General features: G+C 61.1%; 19 protein-coding genes. 7 read left to right on the forward strand and 12 right to left on the reverse strand.

Translation table 11 applies throughout. The features are described from left to right. Positions 1-46: 46 nt before the first annotated feature. The 7 genes from AC5SSZ_RS21425 to hslO all read right to left on the reverse strand — a co-directional run bounded on the left by AC5SSZ_RS21425 (position 47) and on the right by hslO (position 8,900). Entirely contained in the window at positions 47-844 is a 798-nt protein-coding gene (locus tag AC5SSZ_RS21425; RefSeq protein WP_065273654.1) for an ion transporter, read from the reverse strand. Between the two features lie 23 nt (positions 845-867). Then, positions 868-2,115: a class I SAM-dependent RNA methyltransferase gene (locus tag AC5SSZ_RS21430; protein WP_495439958.1), complete on the reverse strand. Its 1,248-nt coding sequence runs from the start codon at positions 2,113-2,115 to the stop codon at positions 868-870. A 78-nt stretch (positions 2,116-2,193) separates the two neighbouring features. After that, the gene (locus tag AC5SSZ_RS21435) at positions 2,194-4,047 is read right to left on the reverse strand and encodes an ABC transporter ATP-binding protein (RefSeq protein WP_274831724.1); all 1,854 of its coding nucleotides are present in this window, start codon (positions 4,045-4,047) and stop codon (positions 2,194-2,196) included. Continuing rightward, positions 4,041-5,885: an ABC transporter ATP-binding protein gene (locus tag AC5SSZ_RS21440; protein WP_495439960.1), complete on the reverse strand. Its 1,845-nt coding sequence runs from the start codon at positions 5,883-5,885 to the stop codon at positions 4,041-4,043. The genes AC5SSZ_RS21435 and AC5SSZ_RS21440 overlap by 7 nt, the downstream gene beginning before the upstream one ends. A 227-nt stretch (positions 5,886-6,112) precedes the next feature. Beyond that, positions 6,113-7,276 (reverse strand): CCA tRNA nucleotidyltransferase, encoded by a 1,164-nt coding sequence (locus AC5SSZ_RS21445; RefSeq protein WP_495439962.1) that lies wholly within the window; start codon positions 7,274-7,276, stop codon positions 6,113-6,115. Next, a complete protein-coding gene (locus tag AC5SSZ_RS21450; RefSeq protein WP_425537490.1) occupies positions 7,276-7,848 on the reverse strand; it encodes a CoA pyrophosphatase in 573 nt (190 codons plus the stop codon). Before AC5SSZ_RS21450 ends, AC5SSZ_RS21445 begins: the two co-directional genes overlap by 1 nt. Positions 7,849-7,913: 65 nt before the next feature. Beyond that, a complete protein-coding gene (hslO, locus tag AC5SSZ_RS21455) occupies positions 7,914-8,900 on the reverse strand; it encodes an Hsp33 family molecular chaperone HslO (protein ID WP_274829333.1) in 987 nt (328 codons plus the stop codon). Between the two features lie 76 nt (positions 8,901-8,976). Between hslO and AC5SSZ_RS21460 the strand changes: the two genes are divergently transcribed. Then, the gene (locus AC5SSZ_RS21460) at positions 8,977-9,414 is read left to right on the forward strand and encodes an NUDIX hydrolase (protein ID WP_495439964.1); all 438 of its coding nucleotides are present in this window, start codon (positions 8,977-8,979) and stop codon (positions 9,412-9,414) included. Positions 9,415-9,696: 282 nt separating this feature from the next. On the opposite strand, the gene AC5SSZ_RS21465 is transcribed toward AC5SSZ_RS21460, so the two are convergent. Beyond that, the gene (locus tag AC5SSZ_RS21465; RefSeq protein WP_495439965.1) at positions 9,697-10,929 is read right to left on the reverse strand and encodes a PP2C family protein-serine/threonine phosphatase; all 1,233 of its coding nucleotides are present in this window, start codon (positions 10,927-10,929) and stop codon (positions 9,697-9,699) included. A 215-nt stretch (positions 10,930-11,144) separates the two neighbouring features. On the opposite strand from AC5SSZ_RS21465, the gene AC5SSZ_RS21470 reads away from it, so the two are divergent. Further along, positions 11,145-11,468 (forward strand): Hpt domain-containing protein, encoded by a 324-nt coding sequence (locus AC5SSZ_RS21470; RefSeq protein WP_065272056.1) that lies wholly within the window; start codon positions 11,145-11,147, stop codon positions 11,466-11,468. A gap of 69 nt (positions 11,469-11,537) precedes the next feature. Here AC5SSZ_RS21470 and ilvA read toward each other — a convergent pair whose 3' ends face one another. Further along, positions 11,538-12,776 carry a threonine ammonia-lyase IlvA gene (ilvA, locus tag AC5SSZ_RS21475; RefSeq protein ID WP_495439968.1) on the reverse strand — a complete coding sequence of 413 codons (1,239 nt, stop codon included), beginning with the start codon at positions 12,774-12,776 and terminating at the stop codon, positions 11,538-11,540. Positions 12,777-12,858: 82 nt separating this feature from the next. Continuing rightward, positions 12,859-13,617, reverse strand: a complete 759-nt coding sequence (locus AC5SSZ_RS21480; RefSeq protein ID WP_495439970.1) for a hypothetical protein — start codon at positions 13,615-13,617, stop codon at positions 12,859-12,861. A 137-nt stretch (positions 13,618-13,754) separates the two neighbouring features. Here AC5SSZ_RS21480 and AC5SSZ_RS21485 point away from each other — a divergent pair, with 137 nt between their 5' ends. From AC5SSZ_RS21485 to AC5SSZ_RS21495, 3 genes are all read left to right on the forward strand, one after another. Further along, complete coding sequence (locus AC5SSZ_RS21485; protein WP_065272053.1) at positions 13,755-14,981, forward strand: argininosuccinate synthase; 1,227 nt, start codon at positions 13,755-13,757, stop codon at positions 14,979-14,981. Further along, positions 14,978-15,442: a DUF1810 domain-containing protein gene (locus AC5SSZ_RS21490; protein ID WP_495439972.1), complete on the forward strand. Its 465-nt coding sequence runs from the start codon at positions 14,978-14,980 to the stop codon at positions 15,440-15,442. The genes AC5SSZ_RS21485 and AC5SSZ_RS21490 overlap by 4 nt, the downstream gene beginning before the upstream one ends. A gap of 80 nt (positions 15,443-15,522) precedes the next feature. Continuing rightward, the gene (locus tag AC5SSZ_RS21495; protein ID WP_495439973.1) at positions 15,523-15,807 is read left to right on the forward strand and encodes an SCP2 sterol-binding domain-containing protein; all 285 of its coding nucleotides are present in this window, start codon (positions 15,523-15,525) and stop codon (positions 15,805-15,807) included. A 22-nt stretch (positions 15,808-15,829) separates the two neighbouring features. On the opposite strand, the gene AC5SSZ_RS21500 is transcribed toward AC5SSZ_RS21495, so the two are convergent. Both AC5SSZ_RS21500 and AC5SSZ_RS21505 read right to left on the reverse strand, forming a co-directional pair. Further along, positions 15,830-16,543 (reverse strand): sulfotransferase-like domain-containing protein, encoded by a 714-nt coding sequence (locus AC5SSZ_RS21500; RefSeq protein WP_495439975.1) that lies wholly within the window; start codon positions 16,541-16,543, stop codon positions 15,830-15,832. Further along, positions 16,543-17,451, reverse strand: a complete 909-nt coding sequence (locus AC5SSZ_RS21505) for a D-amino acid aminotransferase (protein WP_369001149.1) — start codon at positions 17,449-17,451, stop codon at positions 16,543-16,545. The genes AC5SSZ_RS21500 and AC5SSZ_RS21505 overlap by 1 nt, the downstream gene beginning before the upstream one ends. A gap of 141 nt (positions 17,452-17,592) precedes the next feature. On the opposite strand from AC5SSZ_RS21505, the gene msrA reads away from it, so the two are divergent. Both msrA and AC5SSZ_RS21515 read left to right on the forward strand, forming a co-directional pair. After that, on the forward strand, positions 17,593-18,258 hold the full coding sequence (msrA, locus tag AC5SSZ_RS21510; protein WP_065273652.1) for a peptide-methionine (S)-S-oxide reductase MsrA: 666 nt from the start codon (positions 17,593-17,595) through the stop codon (positions 18,256-18,258). A 222-nt stretch (positions 18,259-18,480) separates the two neighbouring features. Further along, a complete protein-coding gene (locus AC5SSZ_RS21515) occupies positions 18,481-19,257 on the forward strand; it encodes a substrate-binding periplasmic protein (protein ID WP_495439977.1) in 777 nt (258 codons plus the stop codon). Positions 19,258-19,319 lie beyond the last annotated feature (62 nt).

A 19,319-nucleotide genomic window follows, 5' to 3' on the forward strand; every position in this document is an offset into this window, starting at 1 on the left:
TTGACTGCCTGAGGCGCAGAATACCCGAAAATTTCCGAACTCGAAATCACTTCTTTGTCTGCTGATCCGCGGCCGCGCTGTCGGAAAGGCGCCGTTCGATGGCCTCCAGCCGCGCCAGAACCTCGTCGCGGTAGGCGCCAGTGCGCTGGTCGTCTTCTTCGGAATGGGCATCCTGCATGGAGTTCACAATAAGACCCACCAGAAGGTTCACCACGGCAAAGGTCGTGACCATGATAAACGGCACGAAGAAGGCCCAGGCATAGGGGTAGACCTCCATCACCGGGCGCACGATTCCCATCGACCAGCTTTCCAGCGTCATGATCTGGAACAGGGAATAGGCGCTGAGGCCAAGATCACCGAACCATTCTGGGAAGCTATGCCCGAACAGTTTGGTCGCCATCACCGCGCCAATATAGAAAATGATCGCCATCAGCAGGAACACCGAGCCCATCCCCGGCAGCGCGGTAATGAAACCCTCCACCACGCGACGCAGGCGGGGGGCTACCGAGATGACCCGCAAAACCCGCAGGATCCTGAGCGCCCGCAGCACCGACAGCCCCTGTGCCCCCGGCACCAGCGCGATACCGACGATGACGAAATCAAAAACGTTCCAGCCGCTGACAAAGAACCGCAGCCGCGCCACCAAAAGCTTGGCCAAAATCTCGGCAACGAAAATGGACAGGCACAGGTAGTCGATGAAATGGATGATCGGACCGATCCGCTCCATGATCCCGGCCGAGGTCTCCATCCCCAGCGTGACCGCGTTGATCAGGATGACCGTCGTCACGAACCGGCTGAACCGGTGACTGTCCAGGATTTTGCGAAGGGTCTGCATCACGCTCATCAATCCAGTCTGTTGGGTGCCTGTCAGCTGTCCAGCGTGAAGCTGGCAGCCAGTTCGGTATGGGCGGACCAGCGGAACTGGTCAACCACCTGGACCCAGTTCAGACGATAGCCCGCAGCGACCAGCGTCTTTGCGTCGCGGGCAAAGGTCACCGGGTTGCAGGAAACATAGGCAATGACCGGCGTGCGGGCCTGTGCCAACTGGGCAATCTGCGCCTCACCACCCGCGCGGGGCGGGTCGATGACCGCAGCGTCGAAATGGGCGCCAAAGGGGTTCAGATCCTCAGGCAGCAACGGATTGCGGAACAGATCGCGGACTTCGGAGGTGATCTTTTTCAGCCCCTGCGCCCGGCGCCAGCCCGCATCCAGGGCGGCAATCATGTCCCGCTCGCCCTCGACTGCGTGAACTTCGGCATCCTGCGCTAGCGGCAGGGCAAAAGTGCCGCATCCCGCAAAAAGGTCGACAAGGCGTTTGGCGCCTTTGGTGATTTCCCGAACGGCGGACAGCAGCGCCGCCTCGCCATCCTTGGTGGCTTGCAGAAACGATCCCGGCGGCGGGCAGACGCGGGCGGGACCAAAAGCCTGCACCGGGGGCTGCTCCATCAGCACCTGCTCATCCCCCCAGGTCAGTCGGGCCACGCCGTTCTGACCAGCGATGCGCGCCAGTTCCAGCCGCAGGGAGCCATCCAGGGGCTTGCCCTCCCGCACCATCACGTCCAGCCCGACATCGGATGTGGTCAGCGTGACAGAAAGGGGCGCCTTGCGGCTGGCCCCGGCCATGGCGAGTTCCTCGGCCAATGGAATGGCCCGGATCAACGCCGGATCCAGCAGCTGGCAATCCGGAATCGGGGTGATCACATCCGATGCACGCCCGTGAAACCCGGCCATCGCGCCCTTCTTGGTGCGGCGCACGGTCAGGGTGGCACGGCGGCGGCTGCGCGACGGCGAGGTATGGATGGGGCGGAATTCGGTCTCAAGCCCCTGCGCCCGCAGCGCGGTTTTCACCACCTCGACCTTCCAATCGGCGACATAGGCATCGCTGGCGTGCTGCAACTGGCAGCCACCACAGGATTTATAGTGTCGGCACGGCGCCTGCACGCGGGTTTCGGAGGGCGTTTCGATCCGCACTTCGGTCAGCTGGCTGCCGCTGACTATGCCGCTGACCACCTCTCCCGGAAGGGTGCGGGGGGCGAACAAGGGGCCTTCGGCGACCCCGTCGCCCTGTTGGCCAAGACGGGTGATCGTAGCTGTGGTTCTGGCTGCATCTGTCATGCAGCGTAGATAGCCTGCGCAGACCCCGCGCAAAAGAGCCAAACGGCACGGGGCGGGCAAAGCCTCCTACGCCGGTGGCTATTCGGCAGCTTCGGTCGTGTCTTCGTCGGTGCAGATAAATCCGCCGGACTGGCGCGCCCAGAACTGCGCATAACGCCCGCCCTGCGCCAGAAGATCCTCGTGGCTGCCCACCTCGACCATCTGGCCCTGATCCATCACGATGATCCGGTCCATTTCGCTGAGCGTGGACAGGCGGTGGGCGATGGCCAGAACCGTCTTGCCCTCCATCACCCGTTCCAGCGCGGTCTGGATCGAGGCTTCGACCTCGGAATCCAGCGCCGAGGTTGCCTCGTCCAGAACCAGGATAGGCGCATCCTTCAGGATCGCGCGGGCCAGGGCGATCCGCTGACGCTGACCGCCGGACAGTTTGACGCCACGCTCGCCCAGATGCGCCTCATAGCCCTCGCGCCCCTGACCGTCCGCAAGGTCCTGAATGAATTCATGCGCCTCGGCCTTCTGTGCGGCGGCGATCAGCTCTGCCTCGCTGGCATCGGGGCGACCATACAGGATATTGTCGCGGGCGGAGCGATTGAACATGGCAGTTTCCTGCGTGACCATGCCGATCTGCCGCCGCAGGCTGTCCTGTGTGACGCCAGTGATGTCCTGCCCATCGATCAGTACGCGCCCCTCTTCGGCATCGTAAAGCCGCAAGAGCAGCGACACCAAGGTCGACTTCCCGGCGCCCGAAGCCCCGACAATGCCCAGTTTCTCCCCCGGTTTGATGGTCAGGTCGATGCTGCGCACGCCGCCGATATTGCGGCCATAGGAAAAACTGACGTGATCGAAATGCACCTGTCCCTCGCGCACCACCAGATCGCAGGCATCTTCGGAATCGGTGATGCGGTCGAACCGGGCCAGCGTCTTGATCCCGTTCTCCACCTCGCCCACGTTGGCGTAGATCCCCATCAGCGCAAAGCTGAGCCAGCCGGTCATCTGTGCCAACCGGATCGCGATGGTGCCCGCCGCCACGATATCGCCTTCGCTGGCCTGTCCGCCCTGCCACAGGAGCAACGATGCACCGATCATCATCACCGGAAGAACACCGGCGCAGCCCATCAGGCAGAAGCGGAAGCTCGCCGACAGGGTACCAAGATGCAGCCTAGCATCGCGGTAGCCCGCCATGGCATCCTTGGCGCTTTCTTCCTCGTTACCAGCATGGGCGAAAAGCTTCACCGTCTTGATATTGGTGATCGTGTCGACCACCTGCCCCGACACCATGGCCCGCGCCCCTGCCATCTTACCCGAGCGTTCGCGGACGCGCGGCAGGAACCAGCGGATCAGGCTGAAATAGCCGATGAGCCAGATCGCAAACAGCCCGGTAATCCGCCAATCGATCGACCCCAGAAGGGCAAAGGTACTGATCAACGCCGCAAGGCCAAAGATCACCACGTTGATCCCCTCAACCGCGACCTGCGTCATGGCATTGGCGGTCTGCATCTGCTTTTGCGCAATGCGCCCCGCAAAATCATCGTCGAAATAGCTGACCGACTGGCCCAAAACCCAAGTGTTGATCCGCGACAGGATCAGCGGCGAAATGAAAGGCTGCACCAGCACCGCATTGGCAAAGGCGCCAAGCCCCAGAATTGCGGGGCGAAACAGCAGGAAGAAGGCCGCAAAGGCCACCACCACCAGCATATGTTCGGCAAAGAAGGCCTGCGGCCCGGCATCCACTGCGGTATCGATGATGAACCCCAGAAGAAAGGCATTGAGCGTATCCATACCGCCGGCCATCACCGACAGGATCGTGAACAACCCAAGCACTGGCCAAGCCCCCGCCAGCGCCCAGCGCGCAAAGGCCACAAGCGTTTCCGGCGGCGGCCCTGCGGCAGGCCGGAACGGATTGAGACGCCGGTCGAGAAAGGATTTCAGCATTGTTCTTCTGCCTCTGCGTTCAGAAAGCCACCCGATTGGCGTGCCCAGAATTGTGCATATAGGCCGCCCTGCTGCAAAAGCGCGTCATGGCTGCCCTGTTCGGCAATCCATCCCTGATCCAGCACCAGAATGCGGTCCATCTGAGCGATGGTGGACAGGCGGTGGGCGATGGCAATCACCGTCTTGCCCTCCATCATGCCATAAAGGGTCTCCTGAATGGCGGCTTCGACCTCGGAATCGAGCGCCGAGGTTGCCTCGTCCAAGAGCAGAATCGGTGCGTCCTTCAGAATGACCCGCGCCAGGGTGATCCGCTGACGCTGCCCGCCAGAGAGTTTCACGCCGCGCTCCCCCACATGGGCGTCATATCCTGTGCGCCCCTGCGGGTCCTCCAGATCCAGAATGAACTCCTGCGCCTGGGCCTGCCGGGCAGCGGCGAGCATCTCTTCCTCGCTGGCATCCGGACGGCCATAGAGCAGATTGTCCCGCACCGACCGATGCAGCAGCGCGCTGTCCTGCTGCACCATGCCGATATTCTGACGCAGGCTGTCTTGCGTCACCTGCCGGATGTCCTGCCCGTCGATCAGAATCTGCCCCCGGTCCGGATCGTAGAACCGCAGCAACAGCTTCACGAGCGTCGATTTGCCCGCACCAGAGCGCCCGATCAGGCCGATCTTCTCACCCGGTTTGATGGTCAGGCTGATGCTGTCCAGCCCGCCCGCCTCGCGGCCGTAGTGGTGCGACAGATCCCGCAGTTCGATCTCCCCCGCGCTCAGCTGCAAGGGCTGCGCCTTCGCTTGATCGACCAGCGTGATCGGCTGGGCGATGGTCCGCATCCCCTCGGCCACCACGCCCAGCTGGCGGAAAAACGATGTCAGCGCCCACATGATCCAGCCGGTCATCGCGTTGAGCCGCAGCGTCAGTGCGGTGGCCGCCGCCACCACCCCGACCGAGGCCGCACCTTGCATCCACAACAGGAAGGCCCAGCCGACGACGCCAACGATCAGCAACCCGTTCAGCATGACCAGAACCCCATCCATGACGGTGAAGATCCGCATCTCTTCCTGAAAGGTCGTGCGCGCATCCTCGATCGCCTCTTTGGCATAGGAAAGCTCACGATCGTCATGGGCGAACATCTTGACCGAATGGATGTTGGAATAGCTGTCCACCACCCGCCCCGTCACGGTGGACCGCGCATCGGAGGCCGCTTCGCTGGCCGGGCCCACGCGCCGCACGGTCCAGCGCACCAGCAGCGCATAAAGCGCGAACCAGATCGCCAGCGGCAGCATCAGCCGCGCGTCGGCGGCAAAGAGCAGCACCGCAGCCCCCACCAGATAGGCCAGTGAAAAGGTGATGGCGTCAAAGACCTGAAACACCACCTCTCCGGCGGCCGGGGGCGTCTGCATGATCCGGTTGGCAATGCGGCCGGCAAAATCGTTCTCGAACCAGCTGACCGATTGGCGCAGCACATGCCGGTGCGCCCGCCAGCGGATGAGCGTGCCGAAATTGGGCAGGATCGCATTGTTCAGCAGCAGCACATCCACCAGCTGCAGGGCGGGCCGCAGGAACAGGATCAAAAGGGCGACGACGATCAGCTCGGTGCCGTTATCCTGCCAGACCTGAGCGGGCGTTCCCCCCAGCAGATCCACCACCCGGCCCATGTAATAGATCAGCCCGATCTCGATAGCGGCCACCACCACCGACATCATCGCCGTCAGCACAAAGACGCGTTTGAAGGGCTGGGCATAGTCGCGCAGAAACGGCCAGAGCCGCGTCGGGGGCACGTCTTTTTCGGGATAGTCGCAATAGGGATCGATGAGGTTTTCAAAGAAACGAAACATGGGCGGGTGCTCCAATCACTTGAGCAAATTATGGAATGCGGACATGCGTCAGATGGGTGCCGTCAAGGCCCCCTGACAAACGGGTGGTATCGGCGTTAGCTGTACCAGATCCCGTAATACATGAGCATTCCTCCCGGTGCCTGTCGTCCACGACTGCCCAATGGATAATCACCCATCCTGCCTTTGTCACCCCGTTTGTCTCAGCTTGCGACTCCGCGGGGGGAGGATCAGCCGTTCAGCCGTGCCAGCAATGCCGCGCGATCAAGGGAAAACCCCGAGGCGATCCAATCCGATTCCAGCTGTTTCAACGCCGCGCCCAGCGCCGCACCACTAAGGTCTGGCATCAGGTCCCGCGCCGCCACAGGGCAGGTCTGGGCGCTGCCGTGATCCGCTGCCGACAGCGCGTCCAGCGCCAGGGGCTGCTCCAACAGCGCCGCACGCAGGAGCAGCGCATCGCGCCCCTGTTCCGCGCCTAGCCGATACCCCAGCTCACCCGCGCCCAGGGTGCCGGTCGCAGCCTCATAAAGACGCTCCAGCCTGCGCGCCTGATCCTTGCTGAGCCGGAGCGATTCTTGCAGGTCAGCGCCGCCGCTGATTGCAGTCAGCCGCCGGATCGGATCGGCAGAAAGCCCGGCCTCGCCCTCAAGATGGACAAGCGGCGCCAGCGCGCGGTCATCCGCCCCCGGCAGGATCTGCCCCAGAACCCCGGTCTGCCGCATCACCGCAACCGCAGGCGCCGGATCCGGCGCGCCGAGCAGCTTCAGCAGTTCAGCGCCGACCCGTTCGCGCGATAGTTTACCCAGCCCCTCCAGATTGCTGGCGATCGCCGCCAAGGCCTCGGGGTCAAAGCCTGCGGCCTGATCGCCATACCAGGCATGGAACCGGAAATAGCGCAGCGAGCGCAGGTAATCCTCGCGGATGCGGTGGTCTGCTGTGCCGATAAACCGGATGCGCCGGGCCTGAAGGTCGGGCATCCCGCCCAAAGGATCGACGATACTGCCATCCGGGCGCGCATAAAGCGCGTTCACCGTGAAATCCCGGCGCGCGGCGTCCTCGGCGATATCGGTGGAAAAGGCAACGACGGCGCGGCGGCCATCGGTGTCCACATCCTTGCGAAAGGTGGTGATCTCATGCGGGATACCGCCCTTGATCAGCGTCACGGTGCCATGGTCGATGCCGGTCGGAACGGCGCGGATCCCGGCCTGTTCGGCCAGCGCCAGCACGGTGTCCGGCGGCACATCCGTAGCGATATCAAGATCGGAAACTGGCACCCCCAGCAGGGCATTGCGCACGCATCCGCCCACGAACAGCGCTTGCGCGCCCGCCTCTGTCAGCGCGGCGCAGACGGCCTGCGTCTCGGGCGCATGCAGCCAGGGTTGGTCGATCCGCATCAGCTCTGCATCCGGTCTGCAAACTGGCGCAGCATCCGTGCGGTGGCCCCCCAGATGTAATAGGGACCATAGGGTACAGTGTAATACCGCCGCCGCGTACCCCGCCAGCGGCGCGATTCGATGATGTAATTGGCCGGATCCAGAACATGAGAGAGCGGCACCGAGAAGACCTCGGCCACCTCGCCCGCCTCGGGGCGGATGTCAAACTCTGACCTGAGCAGTGCCACCACCGGCGTGACGGTGAAACTGGTGACCGTTTCATGGGTCGGCAGCGCGCCCAGAACCTCGGGCAGATCCTGAGGCAGACCGATCTCCTCCCAGGCTTCGCGCAGGGCAGTATGAGTGACATCCCTATCGCCTTCGTCCACCTTGCCGCCCGGAAAGGCGATCTGCCCCGGGTGGTGTTTTAGCGCAGAAGACCGTTTTGTCAGGATGACCCGCGGGGCACCTGAGGCCAACGAGATCGGCACCAGAACGCCGGCCGGGCGCAGCTTGCGCGCCTGCGGCAGGGACATCTCCGGATTGAGGTCAAAATCCGAGGACCCCGCATCCGGGCCGCTTTGCACGGCCATGGAAAGGCGCAGTTTCAGGTCCTCGGGAGTGTCATACATATTGTCGGTCGCTCAGCTCGCTTTGGTCAGGACGGCGGGTTTTCGGCCTCAAAGCCCAGCGTCTTCGGGTCCAGATCGTAATGGGCGCCGCAGAACTGGCAATCGGCGGTCACCCGGCCGTCCTCTGTGGTCATCGTCTCCAGATCCTTGGCCGAGTAGATCGACAGGCTGTTGCGCACCCGCTCTTCCGAGCAGGTACAGCCGAACTGCACCGCCTGCGCATCATAGACGCGCGGCTGTTCCTCGTGGAACAGTCGGACCAGAAGATCGGTCGGCGAGACCGTTGGGCCGATCAGTTCCAGATCCTCAACCGTGGCCAGCAGCATATTGACCCGGTTCCAGTTTTCCGCGGTCTCTTCCGGGATCAGATCCGCCGCGTTGAGGATATCCCCGGTGCCCTGCAGTTCTGCCGCAAAGGGCGAAGCCTTGGGCATGTGTTGCAGCATCATGCCACCCGCGCGCCAGCGTTCGGAGACGCCCGGTTCGGAAGATTTCCCAAAGCTGAGGCTGAACCGCGTGGGCAGCTGCTCGGACTGGGCGAAATAGGCCTCGGCGCAGGCAGAAAGCGAACCGCCCGCCAGCGGTGTGATCCCCTGATAGGGCTGCATATCGTGGCCCTGGTCGATCATGATGGCAAAATACCCCTCGCCCACCTGATCAAAGGGCAGGCCGGGCTCCAGCCGGGAGGGATCATAGCTGGCATAGGCGCGGATCCGGGCCGGATCGCCCTCTTTCTCTGGTGCGTAGTAATCGGTGGCGATCATCCGCACGGCGGCGCCCTTGGACTGCACCTGCAGCGACAGTTTCCAGCGCAGTTTGATGGTCTGGCCGATCAGAGCGGTCAGCAGGGCCATTTCGGCCACCAGCGCCTCCACCTGGGGCGGATAGTCGTGCTGTTTCAGAATACCATCCAGAACGCCGTCAAGACGCGCGACGCGGCCGCGCATGTCCGAGGCATCAAGCTGGAAGGGCAGGACCGTATCGTCCCACGCGATTTTCGAACCAAGTGTCATGGGGTTTCCTTACACGCCGGAGGTTGGCATATCGAGCCTATATAGGGTTTTGCCATTCGGAGTGAAGGGGGCGCATGTGATCAGGCGTTTTGGAAAGCCGCCCGAAGCGGGGCGAAGCTACAGGCTGCGGCCCGGAATCTATGCGCTGCTTCCGCGCGACGGGCAATTGCTACTGACCTGCCAGATGGATCCGGGGCCGGACATCCAGCTGCCCGGAGGCGGCATTGACCCCGGCGAATCGCCCCTGCCCGCGCTGCATCGGGAGGTTTATGAGGAAACCGGATGGAGTATCGCCGCGCCACGTCGCCTTGGTGCATTCCGGCGGTTCGTTTTCATGCCGGAATACGATCTCTGGGCGGAAAAACTCTGCCATATTTATATGGCCCGTCCTCTGCGGCGTCTGGGACCGCCGCTGGAGCCCGGCCACGAGGCGCTGTGGATGCCCGCTGGTGAAGCCGTTACGCACCTCGGCAACCCCGGGGATCGCCATTTTGCCGCCCGGTTCTGCCCGTAGGGAAAATGAGGACCGTCCACCACACAACATAGCCCCGGGGGCACTCCCGCGCGTGACTTGAACGGCCCACTGGGCCTTCGGTCCCCCTTGGGCATTGCAGCGCGCAAGCGCGCTGCAATGGGATTCCATAGGGTTGGTTGTGTTTATAAGTAGCGTTAAAAGCGTGACCGCTGCACGCCCTGGCGTGCAGCCCGGCCCAACAAGAGCCGATGATCGTTGATCATCAGGCGATTGGCGGGAGAGCCCTGCCGAGGCGATCCCCGTGCAGGGATACGGTCCGGATTACGGTCCTTCGTATTCGAACACGGTGGCGGAAACGTCATCCTCCAGCCCGTGCTCTGGCGATAGGATCTGGGTCAGGTTCCAGTAGAGATCGTCCAGGAATTCCTTGCCGGACTGGCTGCTGTCGCATTTGCGGATCAGTTCGAGCAGCCCCTCGGCCTCCAGCATCTCACCGGATTCCAGGCGCGCTTCGGTAAAACCATCGGAGTAAAGCAGCAGCCGGTCGCCCTTTTCCATCACTATCTCTTCCTGGCTGTAGCCGATATCCGGCACCAGACCGACGGGGACCCCGCCTTTGCCGATGAATTCAGCGGTTCCATCCTTGCGCAGCAGCAAGGGGTGCGGATGCCCGGCCTGCACCATCTTCAGTACGCCACTGCGCAGATCGACGATGCAATAGGCCATGGTGAAGTATTCTTCGATGCCGGTATCCGCGATCAGGCGGGCGTTCAGCATGCTGGCCACCTCTTCCGGCTGCCGCAGCGCATAGAATCGGTTGAACCGCTTTTCCATGCCGACGTTCTGGTCGAAATAGGTCGAAGACAGGTAGCCACCCAGTCGTGCGGTCATCATCGCCGAGGTGATCCCGTGGCCCGATACATCGATGGAATAGAAGCCGATTCGGTTGACGCCCGGACAAAACATGCCCACCAAATCGCCACCGATATGGCCACAAGGCTTCAAAAGCAGGCTGACGGTCGAGGAGCCAAACGACTTGGACAGCTCCGGCACCAGTGATTCCTGAATCTTGCGCGCCTGAATCAGATCCTTGTCGATCGCATCATAAACCCGCTGCAGCTCACCCAGGGTTTCCGAGACGATCCGGTTCTTCTCGGACAGCTCACGCTGCATCCGCAGGATCCGTTCTCCGGCCGAAATCCGCGCCCGCAGCTCATCCGAGCTGACCGGTTTGGTGAGGAAATCATCAGCCCCTGCATCCAGGCCTTCGGCGACTTCGTTCTTTTCGCTCTTGGAGGTTAGAAGAATAAAATAGCTATATTTATCAGTTCCCTGAGCCCGGAATTCACGGCAGAACTCGATACCGTTCATGCCAGGCATCATCCAGTCGCTGAGGATAAGATCCGGCGGATCGTTCCGGCAGATTTCCATCGCCTGTTCGCCGCCCTCGGCTTCCAGAACGTCAAAACCCCATTTCTTCAGAGACGCGACAAGAATCCGGCGCTGCAGCCGACTATCATCGACAACCAGCACACGGTTGATCGATCCGCTCATAGCGTCTTCCTCATGGTCCACGGGACTGTCTGGCAGCAACTAACGACACCTCAATACACTAGCAAGGAATTTGCCCACAATAGCGGGCATTATCCAGCCAGTTCTTTAACAGGTTATGAAGCGGAAAGATTGAACTCACCACCTGCTTTCACTTTAAATTTACCCGTGGGACGTTATGAAATACTTACCGGGAAACAAGAAGCAGGACTTGGATTATGATTAACTGGCCTCGCGTCAAGGAACTTCGCCAGGAAGTAGGGGAAGAGGACTTCGATGAGGTTGTGGAGCTCTTCCTGGAGGAGGTAGAGGGCGTGATCAGCAAACTTCGCACTGGAGATCGCGGCGCCTTGGAGCAGGACCTTCATTTCCTCAAAGGCAGCGCAATGAATCTGGGTTTTGATGCCTTCTCTGACCTCTGTCTTGCCGGAGAGCGCCAGTCGGCAAGCGGCGCCGCCGGATCGGTCGATCTGGACGCGGTGATCTCTGCCTATGAGAAATCCAAGACGCAGTTTCTGGCAGAGCTGCCCAACCTGAGTTGACCGACTGTCGGCCTCAGCTACCGGTCTGAGCGTACCCCCTCTGCCTGAGAAGAACCTTTCAGATCAGTATCAGATCAGGAACTGCGCCAGCGTTTCGTCATTGGTGATATCGGTATAGGTCATACCTGCCTCATCCAGGCGGGCAAAAAGCGCGGCAAAATTCTCCGGGCGCTTGGTTTCGATCCCGATCAGAACCGAGCCGAAGTTGCGCGCCGATTTCTTCAGATACTCGAACCGCGCAATATCATCCTCGGGGCCAAGGATGTTGAGGAACTCCTTCAGCGCGCCGGGCCGCTGCGGCAGACGCAACAGGAAGTATTTCTTGATGCCCGAATAGCGCAGGGCACGTTCCTTGACCTCTGGCAGACGTTCGAAATCGAAATTCCCGCCCGAGGTGACACACACGACGCTTTTACCGCGAATCCAGGAGCGCACATCGTTCAGCGCCTCGACCGACAGCGCGCCAGCGGGTTCCAGCACGATGCCTTCGACATTCAGCATCTCGATGATGGTGGTGCAGATCCGGTCCTCTGAAATGGCGATCACATCCGGCAGCGGGATGTGTTTCAGAAGGTCAAAGGGCTGCGCGCCGATGGTGCCCACCGCGGCGCCATCGACAAAGGTATCAACCTTGTCCAACGCCACCGGATGCCCCGCCGTCAGCGCCGCGCGCAGGCAGGCCCCGCCTGTGGGTTCGGCAAAGAGGCAATGCACCGCATCGCCAAAAAAGGTCGCAACGCCCGAGGACATGCCACCCCCGCCCACCGGCAAAATCACATGGTCGGGGATCCCGCCAAGCTGCTCTTCGATTTCCACCGCGATTGAGGCCTGACCTTCGATCACATCGCTGTCGTCAAAGGGCGACAGGAAATGCCCACCCTCCCGCGCGCACCACTCTTGTGCAGCAGACAGCGTGTCGTCGAAATAGTCGCCGGTCAGGTGCACCTCGATATTGTCACCGCCGAACATACGGGTCTTCTGGATCTTCTGCTGCGGTGTTGTCACCGGCATGAAGATCACCCCGCGCTTGCCCAGATGCCGACACATGAATGCGACGCCCTGCGCGTGATTGCCGGCCGAGGCGCAGACAAAGAGATCCTGATCCGGCTGTTTGCGCATGGCGTTGAGCGCGCCGCGAATCTTGTAGGAGCGGACCGGGCTCAGATCCTCACGCTTGAGGTAGATATCCGCCCCGAAGCGTTCGGAAAGGTGAACATTGCGCTGCAGGGGCGTTGCGGGAAACACCTCGCGCATGGCCGCCTCGGCGGCGCGGGCGGCATCTTTGAACCGGGTCTGAAAATCGCTCATACCCTTTCAGTGGCGCAAGCCCGCCCCCAAGGCAAGGGGCAGGCGCAAAGCATGCAAAAGAATACCGGTGAGCGGGTCGTCGTTAGATCGGGCGGCCCTGCACGTAATGGCCATAAAGGGTGGTCAGGATACTCACATTAACCAGCGTCATCACCAACGCCGCGCCAAGCGAGAAGATGAAGCCAAGCGGCGCAAAGACCATCATCGAGGCCCCGACGATGAACTGCAGCAACAACTGCACGACGATCAGAACCACGAACAGCATGATCGCCGTTCCCGCCGTCCCGCGCGTCGCCTGTAGAGACTGGCTCATGCTGAGCCGTTCGCCGATGGCCGCCGCCGGCAACATGGGCAACAGCCGGAACAGAAAAACGCCCACAAAAACAAAGGCCGCAATGGCCAGGATCATCGCGATAACGGGCGGAAAGACCGCAGCAGACATCATCACGACCATTCCGATGACAACAGCGGAAACAAGCCCCATCACAAGCGCAAGGATCAGAGACACACCGATGTAGGCCAGGATGCGCCCGCCACGAAAAGGCGGGATCCAGCCTTGGGGATATTCCTCAAGCAACACGAAACGGTGCCAGTTCACAAACACCCAGAGCTCCAGGATGATGAAAACCACGGCAGCCAGAAACAGCGGACCGGCAAGGGCAGGATCCACGGTCGGAACGCCGTTTGCGTCCAAATGCATGGCTTCTGACATCAGCCCACCAAGGAAGGCCACAAACAGCACAACTCCGATCAAAACGGGCACAAGAGCGATGCGGAGGGCGTCGCGCCAGTTGCGCAGCACCATGTTGAGGGAATGCGAAAATATCTTCCAACTGATCACGGGAAATGTCTCCTGAAAAACAACTTTCCTTTCTTCTTGCACGTATTGCGCGCAGCAAGACAAGGAAAACCCGGCGAACCTTGCCCTTCTCTGCAAAACCCGCTACCCCGCAAACGTTCTGATCAAGAGGAAAACCCATGTCCGCGCCCAAAAAAGTTGTGCTGGCCTACTCTGGCGGCCTTGATACGTCGATCATCCTGAAATGGCTGCAGACCGAATATGGCTGCGAGGTGGTGACCTTTACCGCCGATCTGGGCCAGGGCGAAGAGCTGGAGCCCGCCCGCAAGAAGGCCGAGATGCTGGGCATCAAGCCGGAAAACATCTACATTGAAGACGTCCGCGAAGAGTTCGTGAAAGACTTCGTCTTCCCGATGTTCCGTGGCAACGCCCTGTACGAAGGCGAGTACCTGCTGGGCACCTCGATCGCGCGTCCGCTGATCTCCAAACGTCTGGTTGAAATCGCCGCTGAAACCGGCGCCGATGCCGTGGCCCACGGCGCCACCGGCAAGGGCAACGACCAGGTGCGGTTCGAACTGGCGGCCTATGCGCTGAACCCCGACATCAAGGTGATCGCCCCCTGGCGGGAATGGGACCTGACCTCGCGCACGCGCCTCTTGGAATTCGCCGAAAAGAACCAGATCCCGATCGCCAAGGACAAGCGCGGCGAAGCGCCCTTCTCGGTCGATGCGAACCTGCTGCACACCTCTTCCGAGGGCAAAGTGCTGGAAGATCCCGCCGAGCAGGCCCCCGACTACGTCTACCAGCGCACCGTGAACCCCGAGGATGCACCGGATACGCCGGAAATCATCACCATCGGTTTCGAGCAGGGCGATGCGGTTTCGATCAACGGCGAGGCGATGAGCCCGGCCACCATCCTGACCGCGCTGAACGAATATGGCCGCAAGCATGGCATTGGCCGTCTGGATTTTGTGGAAAACCGCTTTGTCGGCATGAAATCCCGCGGCATCTACGAGACCCCCGGCGGCACCATCCTGCTGCAGGCGCACCGCGGTATCGAGCAGATCACTCTCGACAGTGGCGCAGGCCACCTGAAGGATTCGATCATGCCCCGCTATGCCGAGCTGATCTACAACGGTTTCTGGTACAGCCCCGAGCGTGAAATGCTGCAGGCTCTGATCGACAAGAGTCAAGAACACGTCACCGGCACCGTGACCCTGAAACTCTACAAAGGGTCGGTCTTTGTGGTGGCGCGTGATTCCGAGCATTCGCTCTATTCCGAGGCCCACGTGACCTTTGAAGAAGACGCCGGCGCCTACAATCAGGAAGACGCGGCAGGCTTTATCCAGCTCAACGCCCTGCGCCTGAAACTTCTGGCCGCACGCGACCGTCGGCTGAAAAAATGAGTGACGACTACGACATAGACGGCGATTTCGAGGACGATTTCGAAGAAGAGCTGGAAATGTTCGTCGAAGCCCAGGACACGGTCTGGTCCGATGTACTGAGCGAACTTTCTGCGGGCAAAAAGACGAGCCACTGGATGTGGTTCGTCTTCCCGCAACTGGCCGAGCTTGGCAAATCCCACATGGCACAGCTTTACGGGATCGAGGATCTGGCCGAGGCCAAAGCCTATCTCGGCCACGAGGTGCTCAGCGCCCGTCTGGTCGAGGTGTCCCGCCTGATGCTGTCGCACGCAGATCAGGATGCCGCCGAGATCCTCGGCAAGGTCGACGCCAAGAAACTGCGCTCTTCCATGACGCTGTTTGCCGCCGTGCCGGATGCACCGGGCGAATTCAAACAGGTCCTTGATGAATTTTACGGCGGCAGCCCCTGCCCGCTGACGATCGAGGCACTGGCAAGCGCCTGAGGCTCGCCTCCCGCTTGGTCATGCTTGCCCAGCGCAAATCCCTTGCCTAACGCTCACGTCAGGCAAGAGGAGATTCCCTGATGGCACTTCACGACATCGCCGCCGGTATCCAGTCCGGTCTATCCGGAAAAAGCTTTGACGGCTCGCTGAAATTCGACTGCGGCGAGGACGGTGTGATCGTTCTGGCCGATGGCACGGCAACCACTGAAGACAGCGACACCGACTGCACCCTGCGCCTGTCGGAAGAAAATCTGAAAAAGCTGCTGACCGGCAAGCTGAACCCGATGACCGCCGTGATGATGGGCAAGATCAAAATCACCGGCGACATGGGCGTGGCGATGAAACTGGGCAAGCTGATCGGCTGACCAGCCTGCCCGTGAAGCGGCCTTAGATCTTCACCGCCTTCAACTGCTCGTAATAGGGCATCGCCTCCTCCAGCACCGGTTGCAGGTGTTCGGGCACCTCGGGCAGATCGCCTTCGGGACCGGCAAAACCGGTAGAGGTCCAGACCGCGCCATACCAGACCTCGGCCCAGACGCCATCGTCCTTGTGGCCGCCCTTGGGCCAGCTCAGCATCTTGGGCGAATAGGCAAGGCCGATGGCATCGCACATCTGTTCCAGCTTGGCTGCGGGGTCCTGGCGGATGTCATAGCTGTCAACCACCACTGGTGCCTGTCCCCAGCTGCGACAGAGATCATACAGCTCGGCCTGCTGACGAAAGCCGATATCGTCCAGGTTGGGGTTCTCGCGTTTCGCCGCATAAGAGGCGATGACCCGCGCCGGGTGACGGATCAGGAAGACATTGGTCACCTCCCGCATCCAGTCGCGCGGCATGCCGGGGATCATGTGCTGGCTCATATGCTTTTGATAACAAACCGGTTTTGCAGCCGGAATATCTCCGATCAGCATATCGGCCACCACTTTTGGATCCTGGCTCTGGCTGTCCATGATCTCTTCGCGCATGGGATGGTCGAGGCCAGTCATCTTCAGATAGGCGGCGTAAAAGGGCTCATCGACCACCGCGCAATCGCCACGGTTGCCAAAGGAATACATCATCGCCGTCGAGAGGTTCCGCGGCCCCGACCACATTGCAATCCGCATCAGGCGCACTCCTGCTCGATCAGACCCTTGTAGAGCGCCCGGATCCGTTTGGTCACCGGACCCATTTCGCCCGTGCCGATCTGACGACCGTCGATATCGCCCACCGGGGTCTGCGCGCCGAAGGTGCCAGTCAGAAACGCCTCATCGGCGCCATAGGTGTCGACCAGCGAATAGTTGCGTTCAAACACCGGGATATCATTGGCACGGCAGAGGTCGATCACCTTTTGCCGGGTGATGCCGTTCATGCAGTAATCCCCGGTCGAGGTCCAAACCTCGCCGCCGCGCACGATGAAGAAGTTGCAGGCGTTGGTGGTGTTCACAAAGCCGTTCACATCCAGCATCAGCCCTTCGTCCGCGCCCGCCTTTTCGGCGGCAATGCAGGCCAGGATACAGTTGAGTTTGGAATGGGAGTTCAGCTTGGGGTCCTGGCTCATCGGCAGGCCGCGAATATGGGGCACGGTCGCGAGCCGGATCGGGCGCGGCAGATGCGGGCGGGAATGCTCCATGATGATGACCATGGTCGGCCCCTGCTGCGACAGGCTGGGGTGCTGGAAGGGTCGTGTTTTCGGGCCGCGCGTCACCATCAGCCGGGCATGGGCATCCGTGGTCATACCGTTGGCCTTCTGCGTATCCAGCACCGCCTGCTTCACCCCCTCCGGGCTCAGGCCGATGTCCAGATCGATGGCCTTTGCCGCCTCGAACAGACGGTTCAGGTGTTCGTCGATGAAGGCCCAGGTGCCGTTGTAAAGGCGCAGCCCCTCCCAGACGCCGTCACCCAGCATGAAACCGCTGTCATAGACGCTGACGGTGGCCTCGGCCTTGGGCACGATCTTCCCGTTCAGATAGATGAGGATCTCTTCGTTGCGCTGATCTTCTTCAGCCTGATGGGTACTCATTTTTTCAGTCATAGGACCCTCCTTTTGCGGCACGCTAGCCAGATTGGATCCAATTTCCAAGCGATAACTTGCGCTCACCACTGCGTGACATTTGATGACATGGGTTGAGCGCAGGCGCGCCCGGCGGCAGGGTTCCAAAAAACGGAGGCGATGATGAAGACATTGCATCACATCAAACAGGTTTCCCTGGCCATCCTGATCCTGGCTGCGGGCCTGTTGCGCGGATATGAAGCCCATGCGGCCGAGCAGGAAACGCTGACCGTAGCGGGCGGCTGTTTCTGGTGCGTCGAGAGCGATTTTGAATCGGTTCCCGGCGTCTCCGAGGCCGTTTCTGGCTACACCGGCGGCACCACCAAGAACCCGACCTACAAGGAGGTCGGCCGTGGCGGCACCGGTCATTACGAGGCGGTGCAGATCACCTTTGACCCGGCCAAGGTAAGTCGCGCGCATCTGCTGGATCTGTTTTTTCGCTCCGTCGATCCCACCGATCCGGGCGGCCAATTCTGCGATCGCGGCGAAAGCTACCGTACCGCCGTTTTCGTGTCCTCCGACGCGGAAAAAACAACCGCAGACCAGGCAAAGGCCAAGGCGCAGGCAGAGCTGGGGCAGACCATCGTCACGCCAGTCCTGCCAGCCGGTCCCTTTTACCGGGCCGAGGATTACCATCAGGATTATTACAAGGGCGACAATCTGGTCTTTACCCGCTTTGGCCCCAAGAGACAGTCCAGCGCCTATAAACGCTACCGTGAGGCCTGCGGCCGCGATGCCCGTGTGCGGCAGCTGTGGGGGGATGCAGCGCCCTTTGCCAACGCTCACTAGGCGAAACACCACTGGCCCAAACCCTATTGGACCAGTTCCCGCACGCCAAGGCGCATTGCCCGCCTGCCTGAGGGCAAGATCGCGCGCGGTGTTTATTAAATTTCTCTCTATAAAACGACCGAAAATCACGGTGGTTTTGCGTTTTGCCGGGCAGGTACTGAGATTCATTTAACCCGTCTTGCGCAGTCTGACTGTTACTTGTTTTTAGGAGGTAACAGTCGCATGCGGAGTGTCCGTCCCATCCGTGCCAGATCAGCGATGAATGTTCTGGCTGCACTGTTGTTGCTAGGGACGCCTGTCAGCGCGGATGTCATTGACCTGCGCGCTGACGCCTGGTGTCCATTCAACTGCGATCCGGCCAGCGACCAGCCGGGCTATATGGTGGAAGTGGCGCAAGAGGCGCTGGCGCTTTTTGGGCACGAGGTACGTTATACGTCGATGACCTGGAGCCGCAGCCTGTCGCAGGCTCTCAGCGGCGACATTACCGGTGTCATCGGCACCGATCAGGAAGAATCGCCTGATCTGATCCTTGGCCCGCCCATGGGCAACTATCAGGAGGCTGTCGTGTTCCGCGCCGGGGAAGCCCGGTCAATCGCGACCGCTGACGATCTGGAAGGTATCCGGATCGGGGCAATCCTGGACTATGAGTACAACACCGTGATCGCCGCCTATGTTGCAGAGAACGCCAGAAACCCCGAGCGGGTTCAGATGATCGGCGGCGATGATGCCCTGAAGCGAAATCTGCAAAAGCTCAAGGCCGGGCGGATCGACATGGCAATCGATGAACGTTCGGTTGTGACCTACATGATCGATCAGCTGGGATTGCAGGACGATTTGCAAGTCGCGAACTATGGCGAGGCAACCGAGCTTCACATCGGTTTCTCCCCGGCGCTGGAGGCATCTGCGCTTTATGCGCAGCAGCTGACAGAAGGGGTAGCGCAGCTCAAGGCATCTGGGCGCTACGGTGAGATCCTGAAACGCTATGGACTGACTGAGTAATTCTGCCATGAATGTTGTCGGCCCCAAAACCCTTCGCACCCGCATTCTGTTGGGCGTCCTGA

It is taken from the genome of Phaeobacter sp. CC-HEC084 (assembly GCF_059429255.1).